Origin of the sequence: Okeania sp. SIO2B3 (genome assembly GCF_010672525.1) — a bacterium.
In the GTDB taxonomy this organism is placed as follows: Bacteria; Cyanobacteriota; Cyanobacteriia; order Cyanobacteriales; family Microcoleaceae; genus Okeania.
Genome location: NZ_JAAHGH010000002.1, coordinates 621,382 through 646,227 on the forward strand (window position 1 = coordinate 621,382; position 24,846 = coordinate 646,227).

The following is a 24,846-nucleotide window of genomic DNA, read 5'->3' on the forward strand; positions in this document are numbered from 1 at the left end:
GGCGTTAGCGCAGCTTTGCGTTCGCAAATGGCCATTCGCCCCTAAAATATTTTTCCTAAACCTTCACAGCAACCTTCTCTTCAGCATCAACACTTGCTTGTGGTGTACCCGCTTCTGAAGGAGGCACAACTTGATAAAACTTCGGCAAATACTCAGACCAACTTGCCAAAATAATCTTCGCCTTCTCACTTCCAGTCCGATCAACGTGCAATGAAATCAAATCCTGCAACTGCGCCTCACCTTCTGGAGTACAAACACGCTGAATAGAAACGATTTCATTATTCACCCTGGTTGGAAAATCACCATCCTCATCCAAGAAATAAGCAATTCCACCAGTCATACCAGCGCCGACATTCCGACCTGTCTTACCCAAACAAACAATCACACCACCAGTCATATATTCACAAGCATGGTCGCCAGCCCCCTCAATAACTGCCTTACCCATAGAATTCCGGACAGCAAAACGTTCCCCTGCTTGACCATTTGCAAACAAAATTCCACCAGTAGCACCATACAAACAAGTATTGCCAATAATTACATTTGTTGCCGGGTCGTAACCAGTTTTGGCAGGTGGCTTAATAATAATCTCTCCACCGTGCATTCCCTTACCAACATAATCATTCGCATCACCTCGTAATGTTAAAGTCATTCCTGGCAAGTTGAAAGCGCCAAAGCTCTGGCCAGCACTACCATTAAACATCAGATTAATCTGCCCTTCAAAACCAGTATTACCATAACGAGCAGCGATCGCTCCTGCCAACCTGGCTCCCACTGTACGGTCGGTATTGACTAATTTTATTGTCTTGGTAACAGTTCCCTGGTTGCGAATTGTAGCCTGAATTTCTCGGTCATCCAGTAGCACATCATCTAAAACACAGCCATTGCTGTGAACAGTTTCATGGTTTAACCAACCCCGGTCACTGCGAGTATCTGGCAACTTGAGCAAACAATCTAAGTTTAAAGCTGCTGTTTTTGTTAACTGTACATTTTCCCGTACTTTCAGCAAGTCAGCACGACCCATCACTTCACTCAGAGAGCGATAACCTAACTTTGCCAAAATACTCCGTACTTCCTCAGCAATAAACCAGAAGAAATTAACCACATTTTCTGGCACCCCAGTAAATTTCTTACGCAACTTTTCCTGCTGAGTTGCCACACCCACCGGGCAACTATTGGTATGACAAATTCGTGCCATGATACAACCTTCAGCAATCATAGCAATAGACCCAAAACCATATTCTTCTGCTCCCATTAAGGCCGCCATGAGTACATCCCAACCAGTCTTCAGACCGCCATCAACCCGGAGAGTTACCCGATCGCGTAACTGATTGTCCATCAACACCCGATGCACCTCACTCAAACCCAACTCCCAAGGACTACCTGCGTGTTTGATTGAACTTAAGGGGGAAGCACCTGTACCACCATCGTGACCAGAAATTTGAATCACGTCAGCATTTGCTTTAGCTACACCAGCAGCGATCGTACCAATACCAATTTCTGCTACCAACTTCACCGACACACCAGCATTAGGATTAATTTGGTGGAGGTCAAAAATCAATTGTGCCAAATCCTCAATGGAGTAAATATCATGGTGAGGAGGGGGTGAAATCAACGTAACTCCTGCTTTAGAACGACGGAGTGTGGCAATGTAGTTACTTACCTTTTTACCAGGCAACTGACCGCCTTCACCTGGTTTTGCACCCTGAGCAACTTTAATTTCTATCTGTTTGGCATTCATCAGATATTCTGGAGTCACACCAAACCGACCAGAAGCAACCTGTTTAATTGCAGAAGAAGCAGTGTCACCATTTTGTAATCCCTTGAGATGAGGGAACAAAACAGACAAACCTTGACCGTTAATATCATCTAATACCTTAAATCTTGTGGGGTCTTCGCCACCTTCCCCAGAATTAGACTTACCTCCTATCCGGTTCATAGCGATCGCTAAAGTTTCATGTGCTTCCCGTGACAATGACCCCAGAGACATTCCACCAGTACAGAAACGTTTCATTATTTCTGCTACGGGTTCCACTTCTTCTACAGGGATGGGAGAGTGATCGCTATTAAAATCCAACAAATCCCGTAAAGCAGTTATAGGTCGCCCTTGCAAATATTTTCGGTAAACTTCATAGTGGTCGTACCCGGATGTTTCTGGTTGTTTACCATTGCCATTACCATCATTAAAAGTAGCAACTGCTTTATGGAGTGTTTTCGCCATCTCCGGACTATTCATGTGATATTCCCCGGTGGGGCGATATTGCACAAACCCATAATTCTCCAACTTCTTAATATTCAATTCTGGGAATGCCCGACTGTGGAAAGCGATCATCTCTTGTGCTAACTCTGCTACTGTTAAACCACCTACGCGAGAAGTAGTTCCTCGGAAAGCAAGTTCCAACAAATCTCCACCAATACCGATCGCCTCAAAAATCTGTGCGCCTTGATAAGAAGACAACAAAGAAATTCCCATTTTAGAGAGAATTTTTAATAACCCCGCTTCTACTGCTTTGCGATAATTTTTCTGAGCTTCTTCGATAGTAATTTTTGCAATCTTACCCCGTTCCATTTGTTTTTGAACTGTTGAGTTCGACCACCAAGAACGTACAGATTCTAATGCTAAATAAGGATGAACTGCACTAGCTCCATAACCAATCAAACAAGCAAAATGATGAGTACTCCAACATTGAGCTGTTTCTACCACCAAAGACGCCTTCATTCGTAATTGTTCTTTTATCAAATGATGGTGAACTGCGCCCACAGCTACTAAAGGAGGAATATAAGCCAACTCAGCATTAATTCCTCCCTCAATTTTGTCAGATAAAATAATAATTTCCTGACCATTTTTAACTGCTGTTGCTGCTTGTTCGCACAAATTATTTACTGCTATTTGTAATCCTTCTGGTCCATTAGCTATAGGAAAGACAGTAGATAAAGTTTCTGTAGCAAATTCTGACTCGTAAACTTCCCTTAATTCTGCTTCATTTAACAGTGGTGATTCTATCTTTAATAACCGTGCATTTTCTGGGTTAATTTCTAATAAGTTACCCCGCTTACCTAGCAGCATATTTAGTGACATTACCATACCTTCCCGGAGAGGGTCTATAGGAGGATTTGTCACTTGAGCAAACCTCTGCTTGAAATAGTCATACAGTAAATGAGGCTTTTGAGAAAGCACTGCCAGAGGAATGTCATCTCCCATACAAAATGTTGGCTCTTTTCCTAGATTTGCCATGTCAGAAATCACCATATCTAGGTCTTCTAAACTATAGCCAAAAGCTGTTTGTGACTTCAGCAAAGTTTGTGAATCCAACTTAGTATTAGTAACAAAAGGTTGCTTTGTTATCTGCTTTCTTTGTTGTAACCATTCTCCCAAAGGAAACTGCTTACTAATACGTTTTTTAATCTCCCAATTTTTCAGAATTTCATTAGTCGCTAAATCTACAGCAATCATTTGTCCGGGCCCGAGGCGACCTTTTTCGACTATTTCTGCCTCCGGTATTTCTACAACTCCTGCTTCAGATGCCACAATTATTAGATCGTTATTTGTAATGCAATAACGCGCTGGTCGCAAACCATTCCGGTCTAGAGCTGCTCCTACCTGTTTGCCATCACTAAACACCAATAATGCCGGACCATCCCAAGCTTCCTGCAAACCACTGTAATATTCATAAAAATCAACAATTTCTGGATGCTCTGACAAGTCCGGTTGATTTCTGTATGCTTCCGGCACCATGATCATCAATGTTTCCAGTGGTGAACGCCCGGAACGTACAATTAATTCCATCACGTTGTCTAGATTTGCCGAATCACTACTGTCAGCATTTACAAAGGGTTTTAATTCATTTAACCGCGCTCCCCAAGTCGATGAACTTAGACTAGACTCCCGAGCTTTCATCCAGTTAATATTTCCCAACAGAGTGTTAATTTCTCCATTGTGACCAAGCAAACGCATCGGTTGAGCCAGAGGCCATCGAGGCATTGTATTTGTGCTGAAGCGTCGGTGGTAAACTGCAAAGGCGCTCTCGTAGGTTGGGTTTTGCAGGTCTGTGTAAAATTCTCCCAAAACAGCAGATCGCACCATTCCTTTGTATACAATAGTGCGACTGGAGAAAGAACAAATATAAGCATCTACTCCCCAAACAAAACCTTCTGCTTCTAAAGCACAACCAATATTACGACGTATTAAGTAGAGCGATCGTTCTAAATTATCTCCTTGCAATGTTTCTGAAGCTACAATTAGCTGTTCAATCTGTGGTTGATTTGCCCGTGCTTGTGGTCCTAATACTTCTGGTCTGACTGGTACAACTCTCCAACCAACCACTTTTAAACCTTCTTTAGTAATTACTTTTTCAATTATTTGGCGTGCCTGTGCTGCCTTATCTTCTGTTTGGGGTAAAAATATCATTGCCACCCCACAGCGTTCAGTATCTAACTCCAAATTTTCAGATAATAATTTCCACGGAATTTGACTCATTAAACCTGCTCCATCTCCTGAGTCTTGGTCTGCACTACAGCCACCACGATGTTCTAAGCAAGTTAGAGCAGGTAAAGCTTTCATCATAATTTCATGACTCTTTTTTCCTGATGGATGAGCAATGAAACCTACCCCACAAGCATCTCGTTCTTCTACTAGCCATCTTTGGCCGTTATAAGTTTCTTTGTTGACTTTTAGATTTATGGGCGCGGAGATTTGTTTGTGTTGAGAATCGTTACTAATTTGATCCATGTTTAATTTACTCATAATATTGTAAACTTTAAGTGAGGGTTTCACCCTTTATATAAGTGTTCATCTCATCCTATTGCTACTTGCTTGGGATAAATACACTACAAAACAAACCACATAATTGAGTGAAATTTTAATATTGTTTGAAGGTTGATATAATACTTTGGTATTGGTATAGTATTTCGCGTTTTCCTCATTTTCTTTACAAAGATATAAGATTTTACAAAAATAGCTCGCTAATATATCAACCACGAAAACCTACAACACCACTGTTTTTGCTATTTTATCAACTATCTTAACGATTGCTTGAAAATAATTATGATACAAAAAATACTCTAAGTTATACTCAACTGATGTATTATGAAACACGCAGCTCACGCTAATTTCTTATTTGTCGATTGATTTAAATTTATAGTGCGATCTTTCCCAATTATGTTTCAACCTAATATGAGTATGAGCTTGAATCTTGCTTTCATGCTTATCGCTTATAGCTCATCATTTAGTTAGAATTATTTTACTTATTATAGTCGAGTGTTTATTAGATCGAGTAGGCTTATATATTTTTTAATTTTTCACTCTTAATAGATTTATCTAAAATCTAAAAAAAAAATTAGATTGATTTATGTATGGACATATATCTAAAATTAGGCCTTACTTCTACCATTGTGGCCTTCTGCATACACACAGCATAGTATAATTTTTCAGCAGCTAGTTAATTATGATACCAGATTCAATAGCATCAATCAATGTGTGAAGCTCGAAGTTGCTATAGATAGAAAGAATAATATTTTGATCGGGATTGAGTGTAGTGGCGTGACGCACCTAAAATGTGGCAATAGTAGGGGCGGGTTCCACGTTAAATTAATGGCGTTACAAATTATTATTAGATGAACCTGTCCCCGCCCCATTAACAAAGTCAGAAGTTATTTTTGAAGGATTTGAGCAAGGAACCAAAAATATTTCGCCTTAAAAGGCGGGGTCGCGCGACCCAATTATTTTGATATTAGGTGTGTCATTCCAGTAGATTTACTCCCGACAGTCACGCAACTGGCGTGGTGTTGTAGTGCCTCCTTTCCTAGGTCATTCTGCGCAAACGGAGGAGCTACCCTAACACGAGCGTCTAAGGTAACACCTGCGCTCCGAAGGATATGTCTTATGTGACTATATTTTTATGAACTATAGATATATGAAGATTTGATATAGATATTCAAAAAGCTTGAATAGGGGGTGACAGTAATAGGGGTAATTTTGCTATGGTTTATATGGTATCTAATTTGACTTGACCCCTAGACTATTTTTCTTGAGCCTGAACCTCTAGAAATACTAGGTGGGAGAATTATTTGTGTACCAGGTTATAGAGATATAGTCTCTAATAATCTCTGAGTTCAGGAGATTAAACATAACCATAAGTATTTAGTATTTTATTTTTTTGGAGACCGCAAAAAAATGGTACAAGTTAAAGAAGTAGCCCAAACTCCTAAATTGTCTATACCTTCTGCATTAAAAGGACTGCCTACCACCGAACGTCCTTGGGGCTCGTTCACAGTTTTAGAAGATGGACTTGGATACAAAATCAAACGGATAGAAGTCAAACCAGGACATAGACTTAGTCTACAAATGCACTACCATCGTAGCGAGCATTGGATTGTTGTTTCAGGAACTGCTAAGGTTGTCTGTGGAGACAAAGAAGAAATTCTGCAAAACAATCAATCTACCTATGTACCTCAATGTACTTCTCATCGCTTAGAGAATCCAGGAGTTATTCCTTTAGTATTAATTGAAGTACAAAATGGAGAGTATCTTGGAGAGGATGATATTGTTCGTTTTCAAGATGATTATGCCCGCACAAAGTCCTAATTTAACTGGTAAGCAAAAAAAATTTGTGAAATTTGTGAATGATTAACTTGAGCGAAGCAGCAGTCCAAGAAATTATTCGTCTTAGGTCTAAGTACCAAAACCCAAATGCCTTATTTCGTTTGAAGTTTAAATCTGGTGGCTGCTGTAGTTTCTATTACATAATGGAGTTTGACGAACAGTTAGCTAGTAACGACCGAGTTTATGACTGTGGGAAAGTTAAAGTCGTAGTTGACTCTCAACAACTAAACTACCTGAATGGATTAACCTTGGACTATTCTGAGGACCTGATGGGTGGAGGCTTCCGATTTAATAACCCTAATGCTAAAGCTACCTGTGGTTGTGGAAATTCCTTTTCGATTTGATGTTGACAAAAGTGTATAACTAACCTATAATTAAAGATTGTTTGTAAAGTTTTTTAGAATAATTAGGGATAAAGCCCAAAATTAATTAATGTTTTGATAATTTCCCTAAACTTCCTGAAAAATAGGCCGTTGCACCAAAGATTCCTATGGCGCAGCGGTAATTTATTCCTATCCTATATCCTAATAGTTAAGGAATAGCTTCGTTAAAAGAGGCTAATTTTTCAACGTGGATATTTTTTAAAGATACAAAGTAACAGGACTTAAGCAAATTCACCTTGAAAACACCATATGTAGGGGCGAATGGCATTGGCGTTCCGCCAAGCTCCGAATTGCGCCCTCACTTGATAAGCGTGTCCCTGCGTAAGTCCTGAATAATTGACTAAAATATACTTCTTCTTTAAATAATAGGGAACAAATTTCCTAAGTAAGCTCGCCCAAAAATATTATGATCGAGAGGCCAAGCAGACAATAGTCTGTGGTCTTCTGTCTTTAGCTCTGCGACATTAAACGTGCAGCGTTGCGTCAGTAAAACAGGAACTGAGCTGCCAGAGCTGCATGCAATCATGTATGGGTAAGTTTAGTAAGACCAATGAAGAAGAATCACAATAACAACTGTTAGTTATAACTCATGCCAACAATTCAACAACTAATTCGTTCAGCTCGTCAAGAAACTCAAAAGAAAACTAAATCTCCGGCTCTTAAAAGTTGCCCTCAACGTCGTGGAGTATGCACCAGAGTATACACCACTACACCAAAAAAACCTAACTCAGCTCTCCGTAAGGTGGCTAGGGTACGTCTAACTTCAGGCTTTGAAGTAACTGCCTATATTCCTGGTATTGGTCATAACCTACAAGAACACTCTGTAGTTATGATTAGAGGTGGTAGGGTTAAAGACCTGCCTGGTGTGAGATATCACATTATTCGGGGCACATTAGATACCGCAGGAGTTAAAGATCGTAAACAAAGTCGTTCTAAGTATGGGGCAAAAAAGCCTAAAGCTTAAGTTAATAGAATGCAAAATTCAAGAAAACATTAGCTAAAGTTATTATGTAATAATATATATTGAATTTTGTATCTATCTTGTTTGATTTGTTATCTTGCCCGAGAATCTGTAAAACAAGAATCTCCCGTTATAATCGCTCTTATTTTACGGTAAGAGTGTCAATTAAAGTTTAGTTTATTGGTTGTGATAATATGTCTCGTCGTAGAGTTGTTCAAAGACGTCCTGTTCCTCCAGATGCACAGTATAATAGTCGATTAGTCAGTATGATGGTACGACGCATAATGCGTCACGGTAAAAAATCTTTAGCCTTTAATATCGTCTACGATGCGTTTAAAACTATTGAAGAAAGGACAGATTCAGACCCTTTAGAACTATTTGAAAAAGCAGTCCGGAATGTGACTCCTTTAGTAGAAGTTAAGGCCCGTCGTGTGGGTGGTGCAACATACCAAGTGCCAATGGAAGTCCGCTCAGATCGTGGAACTAGCCTAGCTCTGCGTTGGTTGGTGCAATATTCTAGGTCTAGAGGAGGAAAAACAATGGCCATGAAATTAGCCAATGAGTTAATGGATGCAGCTAACGAAACAGGTAGTGCAGTTCGTAAGCGAGAAGAAACTCATAGAATGGCAGAAGCAAATAAGGCTTTTGCTCACTATCGTTATTAAAACGAATCAAAGAAGACCGCCACTTGTACCCAAAATATAGAATTTTAATCAAGCGTAAAAATCTGAAGCACAGATAGAGGAGGTAACTGTGGGACGTACTATGCCACTGGAGCGCGTGCGAAATATCGGTATCGCAGCTCATATAGATGCGGGTAAGACAACAACAACAGAAAGAATCCTATTTTATTCCGGTATAGTACATAAAATGGGGGAAGTTCACGATGGGACCGCAGTTACCGACTGGATGGCTCAAGAGCGAGAACGTGGAATTACTATTACTGCGGCTGCTATTAGCACTAAGTGGTTAGACCATCAAATTAATATTATTGATACTCCAGGACACGTAGACTTCACAATAGAAGTAGAACGTTCTATGAGGGTTCTGGATGGAATAATAGCTGTATTCTGCTCGGTAGGAGGAGTACAGCCTCAATCAGAAACTGTCTGGCGTCAGGCTGACCGTTACCATGTCCCTCGTATGGCCTTTGTGAATAAGATGGACCGGACAGGGGCTAACTTCTTCAAGGTATACGAGCAAGTTCGCGATCGCCTCCGAGCTAATGCAGTTCCTATTCAAATTCCTATCGGTAGTGAAAATGATTTTAGGGGAATTGTAGATTTGGTGGGGATGAAGGCTTTTATCTACACCAATGACTTGGGAACAGATATTCAAGAAATGGAAATTCCAGCAGAAGTGGAAGAGTTAGCTCAAGAATATCGTCTTAAGTTAGTTGAGTCAGTAGCGGAAACTGATGATGCTTTGACAGAAAAGTATCTCGAAGGTGAGGAACTAACAGAAGAGGAAATTCGTAAAGCTCTACGTCAAGGGACTATTGCAGGTACAATTGTACCTATGCTCTGTGGTTCTGCTTTCAAAAACAAAGGCGTTCAGCTTTTATTGGATGCAGTAGTAAATTATTTACCAGCTCCTACAGAAGTTCCAGCAATTCAAGGAACCCTAGCAAATGGAGAATTGGATACTAGACTATCAGATGATCAGGCACCTCTATCAGCTCTGGCATTCAAAATTATGTCAGATACTTATGGCCGTCTCACCTTTCTCCGGGTATATTCAGGGGTCCTTGCTAAAGGTAGTTATATTCTAAATTCTACTAAAGATAAGAAAGAAAGAATTTCTCGTCTAATTGTTCTGAAAGCTGATGACAGAATAGATGTTGATGAACTTCGGGCAGGAGATTTGGGAGCGGTTGTGGGGTTGAAATATACCTTGACAGGAGATACGGTTTGTGATACAGCCAATCCAATTGTTCTAGAGTCTCTTTATGTTCCTGAGCCAGTTATATCTGTGGCTGTGGAACCGAAAACCAAGCAAGATATGGAGCAACTGTCCAAAGCACTTCAGGCTCTTTCTGATGAAGACCCTACATTCCGAGTGAGTGTCGATCCAGAAACCAATCAAACGGTAATTGCTGGTATGGGCGAGCTGCACCTGGAAATCTTGGTAGATAGGATGCTTCGGGAATATAAGGTGGAAGCTAATGTGGGTCAACCACAGGTGGCTTACCGAGAGACTATTCGCCAAGATGTCCAGGCAGAGGGTAAATTTATCCGTCAAAGTGGCGGTAAAGGTCAGTATGGTCATGTAGTCATAGAGCTGGAACCAGGAGACCGAGGCAGTGGCTTTGAGTTTGTCTCTAAAATTGTGGGAGGGACAGTACCTAAAGAATTTATTAGTCCAGCAGAGCAAGGAATGAAAGAGGCCTGTGAAGCAGGTGTTTTAGCTGGTTATCCATTAATAGATGTTAAGGCTACTCTGGTAGATGGATCTTACCATGATGTGGATTCTTCAGAAATGGCTTTTAAAATTGCTGGCTCTATGGCAATTAAGGAAGGTGTTACTAAGGCTTCACCTGTGTTATTGGAGCCTATGATGAAAGTAGAGGTAGAAGTACCTGAAGATTTTATTGGTAATATTATTGGAGACCTGAACTCTAGAAGAGGACAAATAGAGAATCAAGAGTTAGAATCAAGTGTGGCTAAAGTAACGGCAAAGGTTCCTTTGGCAGAAATGTTTGGTTATGCTACTGATATGAGGTCAAAGACTCAAGGTCGTGGTATGTTTTCGATGGAATTTAGTAGCTACGAGGAAGTGCCTCGTAATGTGGCTGAGACTATCATTGCTAAAAGCAGAGGATATGTTTAATAATCTGGAAAATTGTCTGTTTTTTAGGTTAAAATATTGGCTTTGGGTTGGATAATGTGAAAATCAAGTCACTGATAACTAGATAAAAACTTGCAATTTAGTGAAAAAGTAAGCAATTGTCTAAAACAAAAGCTAACAAAGATTGGTTCATTAATTGATAATGGATAATGAATAATGGATAATTACCTCTGGTTAAAACCGTTCTTGATTAAATATAAAGAAATCTGATTTCTTTTTTTTCCTCAAAAGGAGAGGCTTTAAACTGAATGGGGGTTAATTATCAATTATCAATTATCAATTATCCATTGGTGAAGGGATAAGCAGAGTTTTCAAAATTTATCTATTATTAGTTAGCACCAACCGCCAGAAGCCCCGTGCTATATCCTTCCGGATTAGCGACGGGATGAATGGTGGACAAAATGCTGGTAAAATAAATGATGTAGGTAAAGTTATTTCAAGAGCTAACCGCCGCCTACAAAACGAACCCAGAGAACTGAAGGTACGGGGTTTTACAAGGAATTGTGCATTCAAAGTACAGCTTGATTGTATGTAAAACTTTCAAGGAACCTAGGTAGAGCGAGAAATTAATCTCTACTCCTTCTCCGGTGGGGCAGCACGGGGAAGTAAAACCAAAGTTACTCCTGCGGAGCCGCTTCGCGAACGTGAAATGTCCGACGGGTTGCCGGGAGTCAACGAGAAGCCCGCGTTATAGCTCGCAAGAGTTTAGCGACGGGAGCTGTCACTCAGTGCATCCGTTTCCTGATTTGACTAGCTGTTAGCTTTTAGTATTCAGCTAGCCTCCCAGTTTGTAATAGAATTCAGAATTGGTAAATTTACCTTTAATTCTAAATTCAAAATCCTGCTGAAAGCTGACTGCTGACTGCTGACTGCTTCTTTAAGGTAAACGGAATTAACAACGGAAAAAAGGAACAAGTAATTAATGGCACGCGCAAAATTTGAAAGAAATAAGCCTCACGTCAATATTGGAACTATTGGCCACGTTGACCACGGTAAGACAACTTTGACTGCTGCAATTACCATGAGTCTAGCAGCGCAAGGAAAAGCTAAGGCAAGGAATTATGCGGATATTGATGCAGCTCCAGAAGAGAAAGCACGGGGTATCACAATTAATACTGCTCATGTAGAGTATGAAACAGAAGGGCGTCACTATGCTCACGTTGATTGTCCTGGACACGCTGACTATGTAAAAAATATGATTACAGGTGCAGCTCAAATGGACGGTGCAATTCTAGTAGTTTCTGCTGCTGATGGTCCAATGCCCCAAACTCGCGAACATATTCTATTGGCCAAGCAGGTAGGGGTTCCTAATATAGTTGTTTTCCTCAACAAGCAAGATATGGTTGATGATGAGGAACTTTTGGAACTGGTGGAACTGGAAGTTCGGGAACTTTTAAGTGACTATGATTTTGATGGAGATAATATTCCTATCGCTGCTGGTTCTGCTTTACAGGCAGTAGAAGCACTAACAGCTAACCCAAGCATAGGAAAGGGTGAAAATGAGTGGGTAGATAAAATTCTCGCTCTGATGGATGAAGTTGATGGGTATATTCCTACACCAGAACGTGATGTTGATAAGCCATTCCTCATGGCGGTAGAGGATGTCTTCTCTATTACTGGTCGTGGTACTGTAGCTACAGGACGGATTGAGCGTGGTAAGGTCAAAGTCGGTGAAACTGTGGAATTGGTAGGTATCAAAGATACTCGTAGTACCACAGTTACAGGTGTGGAAATGTTCCAGAAAATTCTGGATGAAGGAATGGCGGGTGATAATGTGGGATTACTACTGCGTGGTATGCAGAAAGATGATATTCAACGTGGCATGGTTTTAGCTAAACCAGGTTCTATTACTCCCCACAAAAAATTTGAATCGGAAGTATATGTTCTGAAAAAAGAAGAAGGAGGTCGTCATACACCTTTCTTCCCTAACTATCGTCCTCAATTCTACATCCGGACAACAGATGTGACTGGTGCTATTGAGTCTTTTACTGCTGATGATGGCAGTGCCGCAGAAATGGTAATGCCTGGTGACCGGATTAAAATGACAGTTCTACTAATCAACCCTGTGGCAATTGAGCAAGGTATGCGTTTTGCTATTCGTGAAGGTGGTAGAACTATTGGCGCTGGAGTTGTTTCTAAGATTATAGAGTAGGACAATTTCCTCAAACATTAAGTGGCAGAAAAGTATATATAAATTATTGATATTTGCTTTTCTGCTGCTTATTAATGAAGGAAGAAGGAATAGGGAAGAAGGAAGAAGGGTATAGATTGAAAAAAAAGGAGAAAACGATAGAGATGACTATCTAAAATGAATTAGAGCAGCTATTTTTAACTATATTGAGTTTGTATCTACTTTTTTGTGCATTTTGGATAAGCTATCTTTAAACATTTCCGTGATCAAAATAACTTCTGGCTTCTGACTTCATTAAAGTCTATTGCTGGCTCGCGAAAACTAGCAATTTATAATTGAAAACTAAAAAATCTGAACCTAGAAAATTAAAGATAAATGGCCACAATTCAACAGCAAAAAATTCGTATTCGTCTGAAGGCATTTGACCGCCGTTTACTAGATACATCTTGTGAAAAAATTGTAGATACGGCAAATAGAACGGGAGCCACGGCAATTGGGCCAATACCTTTGCCCACAAAACGACGCATTTATTGTCTATTGCGATCACCTCACGTTGATAAAGATTCACGAGAACACTTTGAAACTAGGACACATCGTAGAATTATAGATATTTATCAACCTTCATCAAAAACAATTGATGCTCTAATGAAGCTTGACTTACCCGCAGGGGTAGATATTGAAGTGAAGTTATAGCCAAGTTAGTCCATGGGTAGTTTCTAGTCTAAAATTATTTAACGAACCCATGGCCTCAAGTTATGGTTCGGACTTATATTAATATATTGTTGACTATTTCCCAGACTCAAGTCACGGGGATTCTAAGTAGATACTACGCAACAGGATAAATCCGTGTTGCTTAGTCTATTCTTGGCTGACCAAAGATATTCCTTTGGGGACAAGTAAAAGTTACCCTACAGAGTAGGCTAAGACCAATGCCTAGCGTTATCCTTACTTTTTGTCGATAATAATAGCACAGGATAACTAAAGTTGTCTAGTTTAAGCCACTCCCTTGTTTTCATCCCCCGGTTAAAACACGAGGGTCTTCAACGTCGCTTTTCGGTAACTTAAAGTTTTTTTGATTTATATGAATAGGAATTCTAAGACACTATAATGTTTGGCGTTTGATGTTCAGCAATACAATTTTTTTACCAAAATTCCAAATTATCTTGATATTTATACCAAGGAACGAGTTGGTATTTGACATAGACTGCTGATGAACGATAAGACAGAGAAATGCTTTTCCTACTGTTCCCTGTTCCCTGCTATATGTAAAAATTCCCAAAAATCAAAAATTAGTAAGCCCATAGATATCTAAAGAATAGAAAAATCAGCTAAAGTATAAGAAGTATTAAGAAGCAAAACTTTATTTTAATGATGAAAGATGGCATCCTCTTCTGTAGCTGTTCGAGAACTTCCCCTATTTCCACTACCAGAAGTAGTATTATTTCCAGGTAGACCTCTACCACTACACATCTTTGAATTTCGCTATAGAATTATGATGAATACAGTTCTAGAAAGCGATAGTAGATTTGGAATTTTGATGTGGGATTCTACTCAAGACCGAGTTGTGGCCACTGGGTGTTGCGCTAAAATTGAGAACTACCAACGCTTACCTGATGATCGGATGAAGATTTTGACAGTAGGTGAGCAAAGATTTAGAGTTTTAGACACAATTAGAGAAAAACCTTATCTAGTTGGTTTAGTTGAGTGGATAGAAGATGATTCTTCAGAAAATACTCTTGGAGAGTTAGCAAATCAAGTTGAAGCTTTGCTAAAAGATGTAGTTCATCTTTCAGGTAAACTTATGGATCAGAGTATAGAGTTACCAACTGATATTCCTAGTTTACCAAAAGAATTGTCATATTGGGTGGCTAGCAATCTCTATGGAGTAGCAACTGAACAGCAAGCTCTTTTGGAGATGCAAGATACTGCTACTAGGTTAGAAAGAGAAGTAGAAATTCTCACATCTACTAGGAATCATCTTGCAGCAAGAACTGTTCTGAAAGATACTTTAAAATAAACTCTAGCAATGATGTTGTAGATTCAAGGTGTTTGTTTAGAGAAAGTTATTAATAGAATATATAGCTCAATAATTGGTAGTGGGAATTAGGAAGCTACTTATAGCAGTTTTCATGTTTCATAGAATACAGAGATTTTCGCTATGAGTGAAAACAGCTATAATTGTAGTTTCTGACTCACTTCCGAAGTCTAATTTTTCCATAAGCTTTGTGACAATGTCATAAAGTACTTTTGGCGTTGGTTATTTGAGGTATGATATCATGTCCGGATAAGAGCACGATAGAGTTCAGTTCAGCGCTCCGTGTTTTTGGTACGGAATGCTGCGTTTGAACTGTCGCGTAGTGTAAACGTGCGTTGTGCGCCAGCTAAACAAAAAACTTTCTTCTTCAATTCCTCTTTCTTCTTGTTTCCTCCTGACTCCTGACTCCTGACTCCTGACTCCTGACTCCTGACTCCTAAGCAATTAAGATTAATATTATACACGCTATTCAGCAACGCCGTACTTTTTTATTTAACTAAGCAGCTAGTAAATTCCTCTCTTCTGAATTTGCCCAGTTGCTATAGTCTAATAATAATTTATTCATCAATCCTTTCTTCATTTTGAGCAAAATACTACCTAATAAATTATTACCTGTAGATAGCAAAATTGATTTGGGAATTTTATTGAAGGGAGCAGGCAAAAATATTTGTAAGGCTAACTCTACTTTTCCCTCTAGAATAGTTTTCTTATGAATTTTGGTGGGCTGCATTGTACCATTGAGATTTAATTGAAAATGTTCATTAATCATTTCAATTCCTTTAAGTTTACAACCAACAGACTTTAATTTGACTACTCCTTCAGAAGTTGTCAAGATTTTCATGTCGATAATTGGTTCAATTTTCAACATAAAGAATTTGAGAGGGTTCATTTTCAAACGATATGTATCGTTAGTTAATTTTTCTATGCAATTAGGGTCTGCTAGAACTTCTACAATACGTTGTGGTTGACTTAAATAACTGTGAATATCTATAGACTCCTCTGGAACGGGTATATTGACAGATTGAGATGCAAAAAAATTATTATACATAGCAGCTAGTAGAAGTAAGTAATTTTTATTAAAACTATTAATTACCTTATACGAGAAGATATTAAATTTTGTAATAATTTCCGTCAAGCTTGAGTGGAAAGAACTAAATACTACTAGATTAAACTGCCTGACTACCAGGAGATAAAACGGAACCTTGTTCACTATTTGTTAATATTTCAGCTTCATCACAAGCCCATTTATGATAATCAGTTAATAGTTGATGGGTCAATCTTTGCTTAATTGTCATTAATACACTTTTAAGTAAACCATTACCAGTTGTTTCTAAAACTGGTAGAGGTGTTAACCATAATGGAGGAGGTAATTCTACCTTAACTTCTAAATCTGCTTTGCCTTTGAGATGAGTAACTCCTTTAATTTGGTAGGTTTGGAGAATGCCAACTAGATTTAGGGCAAAACGCTGATTAATATATTCTACGCCACGAATTTCACAACCGTTTGACTTTAAGTAAATTTTGTCATTAGCACTGGCCCAAATCTGTAGGTCTACAGTTGGTTGAATAGTTAACATCATAAAGTGTAGTGGACGCATTTTGAGGCGGAAGCTATCTTTGTCTAACTGCTCTAATCTTGTTGGATCTACCAAAGCATTGACTAGGCGTTTCGGTTGGCGAAGATAATGGTGAATAGGAATTTGTTGCTCAACTACGGGAATATTTACAGATTGAGATGCGGTAAATCTAGTAATCATTATTTGTATAAATTTGTATAAAAAATAAATATTTTAATATCTAAATTTTATGAAATCTTCATATTGATTCATGTGACTTGGATCATACTAAAGTATTTACTCAAGTTTAGTCATTCACCAGCAGGGGATTTAGGTAAAATTGAGTAATTCTAGTAATCATAATGGTTGATAGATGAGAAATGATTAAAGAAATGTAACTTAATTTTACGAAGTGTAACTTATTCAATTTTATAGAAATTGGGTTTAATCTAAAATCTAAAATAAAATGGAGATTCTATGACCATATCAATTGCACATCTTGGCCCTGCTGGTACTAATGCCGAGACAGCAGCAGTGGCATTTACTAATAAACTGAGTCAGTTTGGTCAAAAATCTTTTCTGTGTCCATATCCTAGTATTGCTCAAACTTTATGGGCAGTTTCTCAAGGGGAAGTTAATTTGGCAGTTGTACCTGTAGAAAATTCTATTGAAGGGAGTGTTACTGTTACTCTGGATAAACTTTGGCAATTGGACTCTTTAGAGATTCAAACAGCATTAGTTTTGCCTATTTCTCATGGATTAATATCATTAGCTGATAGTTTTGAGGAGATTAAAACAGTTTATTCTCATCCACAAGCTTTAGCTCAATGTCAAGGTTGGTTAGAAAGATTTTTGCCACAAGTCCAGCAAATTCCGGATAATTCTACTGCAGAAGCATTGCGACATTTAGGTAAGGATAGGAGTGCTGCAGCGATCGCTTCTCAAAGAGCGGCTCTACTTTATAAATTACCTATATTAGCTTATCCAATTAATGATTATCCTGACAATTGTACTCGTTTTTGGGTATTGAAAGAAGGATGTGCAGAAATAGAGAATTCTGATTTAAAATTAATAATTAATAGGATAAATCAACCGGGAAGTTCTGTGTTTATTTCTCTAGGTTTCAGTGTGCCTGCAAATGTACCAGGTGCTTTAGTGAAGCCATTACAAGTATTTGCTAAAAGGGGAATTAATATGAGTAGAATAGAGTCTCGTCCTACGAAGCGATCACTAGGGGATTATTTATTTTTTATTGATATAGAAGCTAAGAATAATGATGATTTTATCAAGATAGCAATAGAGGAGTTGAAAACCTATACAGAAACCCTAAAAATATTTGGCAGTTATACGATTATGGCGCTCAATTAAAAGATATACTAATTCGTATATTACCGATTAAATATCAGTTTTTTTTACTGAAAATATCTGGTTTTCAAAGATGGTTATAGCAAAAGGAATAAGAGCTGATTTATAAAGTAAATATTAAGAGGATAAATGCTTTACAGTGTAAGGGTTCGACACTATCTAAGCCCCTAGGTCATAATTTTCCGCCAACCCATGCTAGAAAGGAGTTTTAACTCAGTTTATAAATCAGCTCTAAGAAAGAAGAAGGAAGAAGGAAGAAGGAATAAGGAATAAGGAAGAAGCAAAAGTATTACGTTGTCTGAGTTTTCAACTTTTGAACTGTCAAACACCTTTCCTCCAACTGCTATAATACCAAGGGTGAAAAAAGAATTTTTAGAATAATAATGAGACTTAAAAGATTATCCTTCGGATGTCTCTTTGATTGTAAGAATTTCCTGCGGAATGCTTACCTTTGATTAAAAAGAGATACTCACACTAATAAATGATATTTGGGTTATTTATTCTGACAAAAAAATCAGGTTTCTAGGCTCCCCTTTTAAGGGGATAAAACATAAAATTATGCATCCCATGATTTGAGGAAATACTGATTGCTGAATTGCTGTTTGCGGAGCATTCCGTCAGGAAAGGCTTCTGAATGATTTTTGTGATTTTGATAGTAATTTCTACTACTTGCCAAGTATAGCATTGCTTTTCATATGACAAATGGTATTATACCAAGCATGAAAAAAGAATATTTAGAATCATAACGGCACTTAAAGGATTATCCTTCAAATATCTCTTTGATTAAAAAGAGATACTCACAGGAATAAATGATATTTAAGTTAGGCTTGCTGATTAATTCTCAAAGCATTTACAGATAAAAGCCTCAGCCTTTTTATACTGAAAAAAAGTGCAACTTTTTAAGCTTGGGCTACCAAAAAGTTAGGATTTTGGGCAGATAAGGGTAGAAAAATAAAGGTAAAATTATTCCGACTACCTCCTCTATAATACCATTTCTCAAAAACTTTTCTACATTTTGTTGAGAAGCGGAGTGGGGGAGTGGGGGGAGAAGTAAAAAGTAAGAATAATTAACATTAACTAGGCTATTTTTTTTTAGCAAAAAGGTGATTATAGATGTTTTGATTAATTAATAACTGAAGTCTTACCCAAGTATAGTGTTACTTTTAAGAATTGGTATAATTCCCATTTATTCTGACTCCTGAGGACTGACTCCTACCCTTAACAAAAGACTTTTTCAGCAAACCCTAAGTTATTTATTCTAACTCCTGAGGACTGAGGACTGACTCCTATATAGAATCTCACTATTTGTAGCAAACATTTATCAAATTGGTATAACTTATTAAATTAAATTTTGCAGAACAACAAGCAGACGTTGAATTTGTTTTTCCCAAGTCAAATCTTGCATAAAACTAACAGCAGTTTTGCTCCGAAGTTGAGCATCTTCTCGGTCAAAATAAACTTTTTCTAACATTTCTACTACTTCTTCAACATCAGATTCTCCCCAACCTTCTACACCTGGAAACTGTGGAGTAGGTTTCACAGATTTTTGATTATGTAAGGGATAACAATGAGAGTTATTAATAATATCTAAATGCCCAGTATTAGCAGAAATAATTGTTGGGATACCACAGGCAAGACTTTCCATTGCAACCAGATTTGTACCGCCTTCACAGCGATTTGTAAATACAGCCACATCAGCTTCTCGTAATATTTGTCCTACCATATAATTAGGAATCGGACCAACATCAATCACTGCATTGCTAGGAATGTCATTTTCTAGTAACCATTGAGTAATTTGTAAACGTTTATTTTGACTAATTTTCGGTAATCCTAGAACATTTCCAGTTTGTTCAATTCCTGCCATAAATTGAGGCCAGAAGTTATGCCAAGCTGTAATTAATAGTGCTTCTGGATAACGTTTTTGGAATATTTTAAAAGCTGCGATGACAATATCTTGACCTTTACGATATTCTAGCTTTCCACCAGAAAAAACAACAAAGCGATCGCTAAAAATATTAGATTTAGGTGCGGGATGAAAAATTGTTTGGTCAATGCCTTGTAAAACTTTTTGTACGGGTTTGATACTATTGCTTTCTAGAATTTTGGTATTCCAGGTAGATCCGGTAATAATCAAATCATAAGCTTTGGAGCGATTAATTTTTTCTGAGGTAAATTGAGTATTTTCTGAGAAAATAATTCCAATATTTTTGGTTCCTACAATATGATTACTTGCGGAAAAGTTACTACCTAAAGCTTGTAAGATTGGTAAGTTGAGTTTAATCTTTTTGCCTTGGTGATTTTTGAGTTGATTTTGCAAATTTTTCTGATCATCAAAAGCTGGATTTAGTAAAGCTTGATGTAGAGGATTTAAAATTCCAGGTTGAATAGAAGGAGGTGTTAATAATAGGGGTTTATCTGCTTGATTTTTAAGTAGTTGGAGAGTAAGATTAATGCCATAAATACCCCAACCAGTCATCGGATTTAAAGGCCAGCCAATAGCAATTGTTTTCATTATTTCAGAAGTATAAGTTTGAGTTTGTAGATTTTTTTGAGAAGTTATGAAAGTAGACAAAGTTGTGTTTTTTTGATGTTTGCCAGATTTATATTGTGCTAAAGCTTTTTTAATGGCTTCTTCTGGCAATTTAATACCCTTTTTTTCAGAAGTTTTATTGGTTGGAGAATTATTATCTAGCAAATTTTCTAAGTTTTCTTTAACTTGCTTAAATACACTATCCCAATCATTAATTTTTGGCTGTCTAAATAATCTCATTGTTGGATACCAAGGACTATCTTCCCGGTCTATTAACCAACGCCAGTCAGAATCAAAATTTAATATTACCCAAACAGGTTTTCCTAATGCTCCTGCTAAGTGAGCAATAACTGTATCTATTGTAATTACTAAATCTAATTGTTTTATTGCTGCTGCTGTATCAGCTAGGTCATTAAAAGATGAACTTAAATTATGTATTTTAGTTTGAGAGTTCAGCCATTCTAAATCTGTGGAAGAGACTTCTTTTTGTAAAATGTAAAAATTGACTGTATCTATATTGATAATTGGTTGTAAATATTCAACTGGGCAAGAGCGTACTTGACTGGTTTCAGTAGTACTATTTGTTTGCCAACATATTCCGACTTTGAGATTTTCTTCTGGAGCAAGTGGAATGGGAAAATCGATTGATTTTGGTACAGATAAATAAGGAATTTCAGGAGGTATAGTTTTTAGGGTAGTTCCCAAAATGCTAGGTAAGCTCATTAAAGGTATTTGTAAATCAAAGTCTGGTAGTTTTTCACCTCTAATAAGTAATTCATCAATTCCTGAGACAGTAGTAAATAATAATTTCAATCCTGGTTTGTTACATTCAACAATGACAAGACCTCCTAATTTTTTTACCAGAGGAACATAGCGGATAAATTGAATAGAGTCTCCTAAACCTTGTTCTGTATAAACTAATAAAGTTTTACCATAAAAATTTGAGCCATCCCATAAAGGTTGAGAGAAATTACGCTTAATAGAATGTTCATGTTGCCACCGCCATTCATATTCAGAAAATCCGGCAATAAAATCTCCCTGTTTAAGTAAAATATTTGCTAAACCAAAATGAGAATTTACATGATTTTTGTCTAATTTAAGAGCTTGTTCATAATATTTTTGAGATTTCGCAAGTTTTTCTAATTTTAAAAATATAAAGCCTAGGGAATGATATGCTTCAGCATAATCTGGATTTAGTTGAAGAGATTTTTGACAATACTCAATTGCTAACTCAACTTGACCTTGTTTTTGTAAAGTATTCCCTAATCTGCACCATGCTTCAGCATAATTAGGGTTAATTTCAATTGCCTGTTGATAATAGGTACTCGCCTTTGATAAGTCTCCCTTTTTTTCCCAAGCAAAACCTAAATTAATATTTGTCCATGAGCTGTCAGGATTAATTTCTCTAGACTTTTCATAGTTAATAATTGCCGCATCAATTTCACCTTTTTCTAAAAAAATTAGTCCTAAATTTGAGTAGTTACTACTATTTTTTTGTCCCAGAGAAATAGCTGTTTGATAATTAGTAATTGCCTCTTCTAAACGACCTTCATTTTTGAGGATATTTCCTAAATTTGAGTAGTTACTACTATCATTAGGTTTCAGAGAAATAGCTTTCTGATAATGAGTAATCGCCTCTTCTAAACGACCTTCTTTTTTCATAAGTTTGGCTAAGTTTGAATAAGCTTGACTAAAGTTAGGCTGTAGATTAATAACCCGATCCAAAAGCTGAATTGCTACTTCATTTCGACCTGCTAAATTTTCTAGTACAGCTAATAAATGAAGTACATCAAAATCTTGAGGTTTTTCTGCAAGTATTATACGACATATTTTTTCTGCTTCTACGAAATTCTTTTGTTGATAATACTGATATGCCAGATGAAATTTTTTTCTTAACTTTTTCTGAGATTCCATAAATTCAATTAATGCTTCTTTTACCTGAATAAATACACTATGCCAATCTCCTATTTTTGGCTGCCTAAATAATCTCATTGTGGGATACCAAGGACTATCTTCCCGGTCTATTAACCAACGCCAGTCAGAATCAAAATTTAACATTACCCAAACTGGTTTTCCTAATGCTCCTGCTAAGTGAGCAATAACTGTATCTATTGTAATTACTAAATCTAATTGTTTTATTGCTGCTGCTGTATCAGCTAAGTTATTAAAAGATGTACCATTATTATGAATTTTAGTTTGAGAGTTAAGCCATTCTAAATCTGCGGAAGAGACTTCTTTTTGTAAAATGTAAAAATTGACTGTATCTATATTGATAATTGGTTGTAAATATTCAACTGGACAAGAGCGTTCGTGACTATTTTTGTTGGTACTATTTGTTTGCCAACATATTCCGACTTTGAGATTTTTTTCTGGAGCAAGTGGAATAGGAAAATTGATTGATTTTGGTACAGATAAATAAGGAATTTCAGCAGGTATAGTTTCTGGGGTAGTTCCAAATATTCGAGGTAAGCTCATTAATGGAATATGTATATCGAAATCTGGCAAACTTTCACCTTTAAAAAATAATTCATCAATTCCTGAAATAGTGGTAAATAATAATTTCAATCCTGGTTGATTATATTCAACAATTACTCGCCCTCCTAACTTTTTCACCAAAGGAATATAGCGGATAAATTGAATAGAATCTCCTAAACCTTGTTCGGTGTAAACTAACAAAATTTTGCCCTGAAAATTTGAGCCATCCCATAAAGGTTGAGAAAAACTACGGATTAAATCTTTTCTTTGTAAGCGCCATTCATATTCTGAAAATCCTTGAATAAAATCTCCCTGCTTAAGTAAAATAAATGCTAAACCAAAGTGAGCATGAATATGTTCCGAATTTAATTCAAGAGCTTTTTGATAGAGATTTTTGGCTAGGAGTAAATTACCTTGTGCTTCCTCAATATTTGCCCAATTATTGTAAGCATCAGCATAATTCGGTTTGATGCTCAGAGCTTTTTGATAGAGATTTTTGGCTGCGAGTAAATTACCTTGTGCTTTCTCAATATTTCCCCAATTTTGGTAGACATCAGCATAATTCGGTTTGATATTTACAGCTTTTTGATAGCAAAGAATTGATTCTGTAATTTCACCTTTATCTTTAAATATATCACCTAAATTATGCCAAGCTTCAGCATAATTTGGTTTTCTAGAAAGCACTATTTGATTATGAATAATTGCTTCGTTAAATTTCTGTTGTTTTTTCAGAGCAACAGCTAGATTAAGATGGGTTTGCTCATTATTAGGATTTAAGCTAATTGCTTTTCTAAAATAAGTAATTACTAGGTTAGTATTACCTGTTTTTCGGGCGCATAAACCAAGTATTTCAAAAGCACCAGCAACATCTGGTTTATCTTGAATAATGAGATGGCATATTTGCTCTGCTTCTTCAAAGTTTTCAGCTTTATATTTTTCTACAGCAGTCTGGAGTAATTCCTGATAATTATTTCCCTTTTTTTTCAGCTTCTTAGATTTGTATTTTTCTAGAACTTCCTTAATTCCAGAATCAAACAAATTTATGCTCCTAATTCTGGATTTTTTTTCCGCAGAGTAAGTATTTTCTAGTAAATTGATTAAACTGTCTTTAACTTGTTTAAATACACTATGCCAATCTCCTATTTTTGGCTGTCTAAATAACCTAGCTGTGGGATACCAAGGACTATCATTTCTATCCAACATCCATCGCCAGTCTGGCACAAAAGGTAATAATATCCACACAGGTTTACCTAATGTTCCTGCTAAATGTGCTACTGCCGTATCCACAGTAATTACTAAGTCAAGTTGAGCAATAATTCCAGCCGTATCAGCAAAGTCATTTAACTGACTACTTAAATCTAATATAGGTAATGTTTCTAATAATTGAATGCCTTCTCCTGGCTCTTTTTGCAAACTATAAAAAGTTATTCCTGCTATGTCTAAAATTGATTGAAAATCTGTTAACTTACAAGAACGTTTAGTTGCAGTTAGATTATGCTGATTTCCCTTCCAAACAATACCAATATTCAAGGAATTTACCTCTGGGGATTCTAATTTTATCAAGGGAATTTCAGGTATGTTTAAATTCTGAATTGGCGGAGGAATATTATCTAAAGTAGTTCCGAATATTCGAGGTAATTCTAACAATGGAGCATGAACATCAAAAGTTAAATTTACTTTTTCCTCTAGATATAGCTCAATTCCAGGAATTTTTTCTAGCAATCTAATTAAAGGTTCCTGACAAGCTAAAATTATCTGCCCACCCTGTTGTTTAACTAATGGAAGATAACGAACAAACTGAATCGTATCACCATACCCTTGTTCGGCATGAAGTAAGATTATTTTACCTGCTAAATTAGAACCATCCCAAAGTTTTTCTGGTTGTATTAAAGATAGAGATTTTTTAGCTTCCCAACGAGCCCAACGCCAATGATATTCTTGAAAACCTGACTTTAGGTTTCCACT

Annotated in this window: 13 protein-coding genes; 9 read left to right on the plus strand and 4 right to left on the minus strand. The window is 37.1% G+C overall.

Annotation, left to right across the window (positions count from 1 at the left end; all coding sequences use genetic code 11):
* Positions 1–55: 55 nt before the first annotated feature.
* A complete protein-coding gene (gene gltB, locus F6K15_RS03555) occupies positions 56–4,741 on the minus strand; it encodes a glutamate synthase large subunit (protein WP_293057056.1) in 4,686 nt (1,561 codons plus the stop codon).
* A gap of 1,428 nt (positions 4,742–6,169) precedes the next feature.
* Here gltB and F6K15_RS03560 point away from each other — a divergent pair.
* From F6K15_RS03560 to F6K15_RS03595, 8 genes are all read left to right on the plus strand, one after another.
* Positions 6,170–6,580, plus strand: coding sequence for a phosphomannose isomerase type II C-terminal cupin domain (locus F6K15_RS03560; protein WP_293123642.1), 411 nt, complete (start codon positions 6,170–6,172; stop codon positions 6,578–6,580).
* A gap of 38 nt (positions 6,581–6,618) precedes the next feature.
* A complete protein-coding gene (locus F6K15_RS03565; RefSeq protein WP_293057058.1) occupies positions 6,619–6,942 on the plus strand; it encodes an iron-sulfur cluster assembly accessory protein in 324 nt (107 codons plus the stop codon).
* Positions 6,943–7,570: 628 nt separating this feature from the next.
* Positions 7,571–7,945 carry a 30S ribosomal protein S12 gene (gene rpsL / locus F6K15_RS03570; protein WP_124146104.1) on the plus strand — a complete coding sequence of 125 codons (375 nt, stop codon included), beginning with the start codon at positions 7,571–7,573 and terminating at the stop codon, positions 7,943–7,945.
* Positions 7,946–8,136: 191 nt separating this feature from the next.
* Positions 8,137–8,607, plus strand: a complete 471-nt coding sequence (gene rpsG, locus F6K15_RS03575; RefSeq protein ID WP_293057066.1) for a 30S ribosomal protein S7 — start codon at positions 8,137–8,139, stop codon at positions 8,605–8,607.
* Between the two features lie 88 nt (positions 8,608–8,695).
* Positions 8,696–10,771 carry an elongation factor G gene (gene fusA / locus F6K15_RS03580; protein ID WP_293057068.1) on the plus strand — a complete coding sequence of 692 codons (2,076 nt, stop codon included), beginning with the start codon at positions 8,696–8,698 and terminating at the stop codon, positions 10,769–10,771.
* A gap of 940 nt (positions 10,772–11,711) precedes the next feature.
* Complete coding sequence (gene tuf, locus F6K15_RS03585) at positions 11,712–12,941, plus strand: elongation factor Tu (RefSeq protein ID WP_293057071.1); 1,230 nt, start codon at positions 11,712–11,714, stop codon at positions 12,939–12,941.
* Between the two features lie 363 nt (positions 12,942–13,304).
* Positions 13,305–13,613, plus strand: coding sequence for a 30S ribosomal protein S10 (gene rpsJ / locus F6K15_RS03590; protein WP_202219847.1), 309 nt, complete (start codon positions 13,305–13,307; stop codon positions 13,611–13,613).
* 685 nt (positions 13,614–14,298) lie between these two features.
* A complete protein-coding gene (locus F6K15_RS03595; RefSeq protein ID WP_293057074.1) occupies positions 14,299–14,937 on the plus strand; it encodes an LON peptidase substrate-binding domain-containing protein in 639 nt (212 codons plus the stop codon).
* Between the two features lie 514 nt (positions 14,938–15,451).
* Here F6K15_RS03595 and F6K15_RS03600 read toward each other — a convergent pair.
* Positions 15,452–16,003: a DUF1997 domain-containing protein gene (locus F6K15_RS03600; RefSeq protein WP_293057077.1), complete on the minus strand. Its 552-nt coding sequence runs from the start codon at positions 16,001–16,003 to the stop codon at positions 15,452–15,454.
* A 118-nt stretch (positions 16,004–16,121) separates the two neighbouring features.
* Entirely contained in the window at positions 16,122–16,712 is a 591-nt protein-coding gene (locus tag F6K15_RS03605; protein ID WP_293057080.1) for a DUF1997 domain-containing protein, read from the minus strand.
* Positions 16,713–16,988: 276 nt separating this feature from the next.
* Here F6K15_RS03605 and pheA point away from each other — a divergent pair, with 276 nt between their 5' ends.
* Complete coding sequence (pheA, locus tag F6K15_RS03610) at positions 16,989–17,879, plus strand: prephenate dehydratase (RefSeq protein ID WP_293057082.1); 891 nt, start codon at positions 16,989–16,991, stop codon at positions 17,877–17,879.
* 1,336 nt (positions 17,880–19,215) lie between these two features.
* On the opposite strand, the gene F6K15_RS03615 is transcribed toward pheA, so the two are convergent.
* Positions 19,216–24,846, minus strand: a 5,631-nt coding sequence (locus F6K15_RS03615; RefSeq protein ID WP_293057085.1) for a tetratricopeptide repeat protein, incomplete at its 5' end; no start/stop codon positions are given.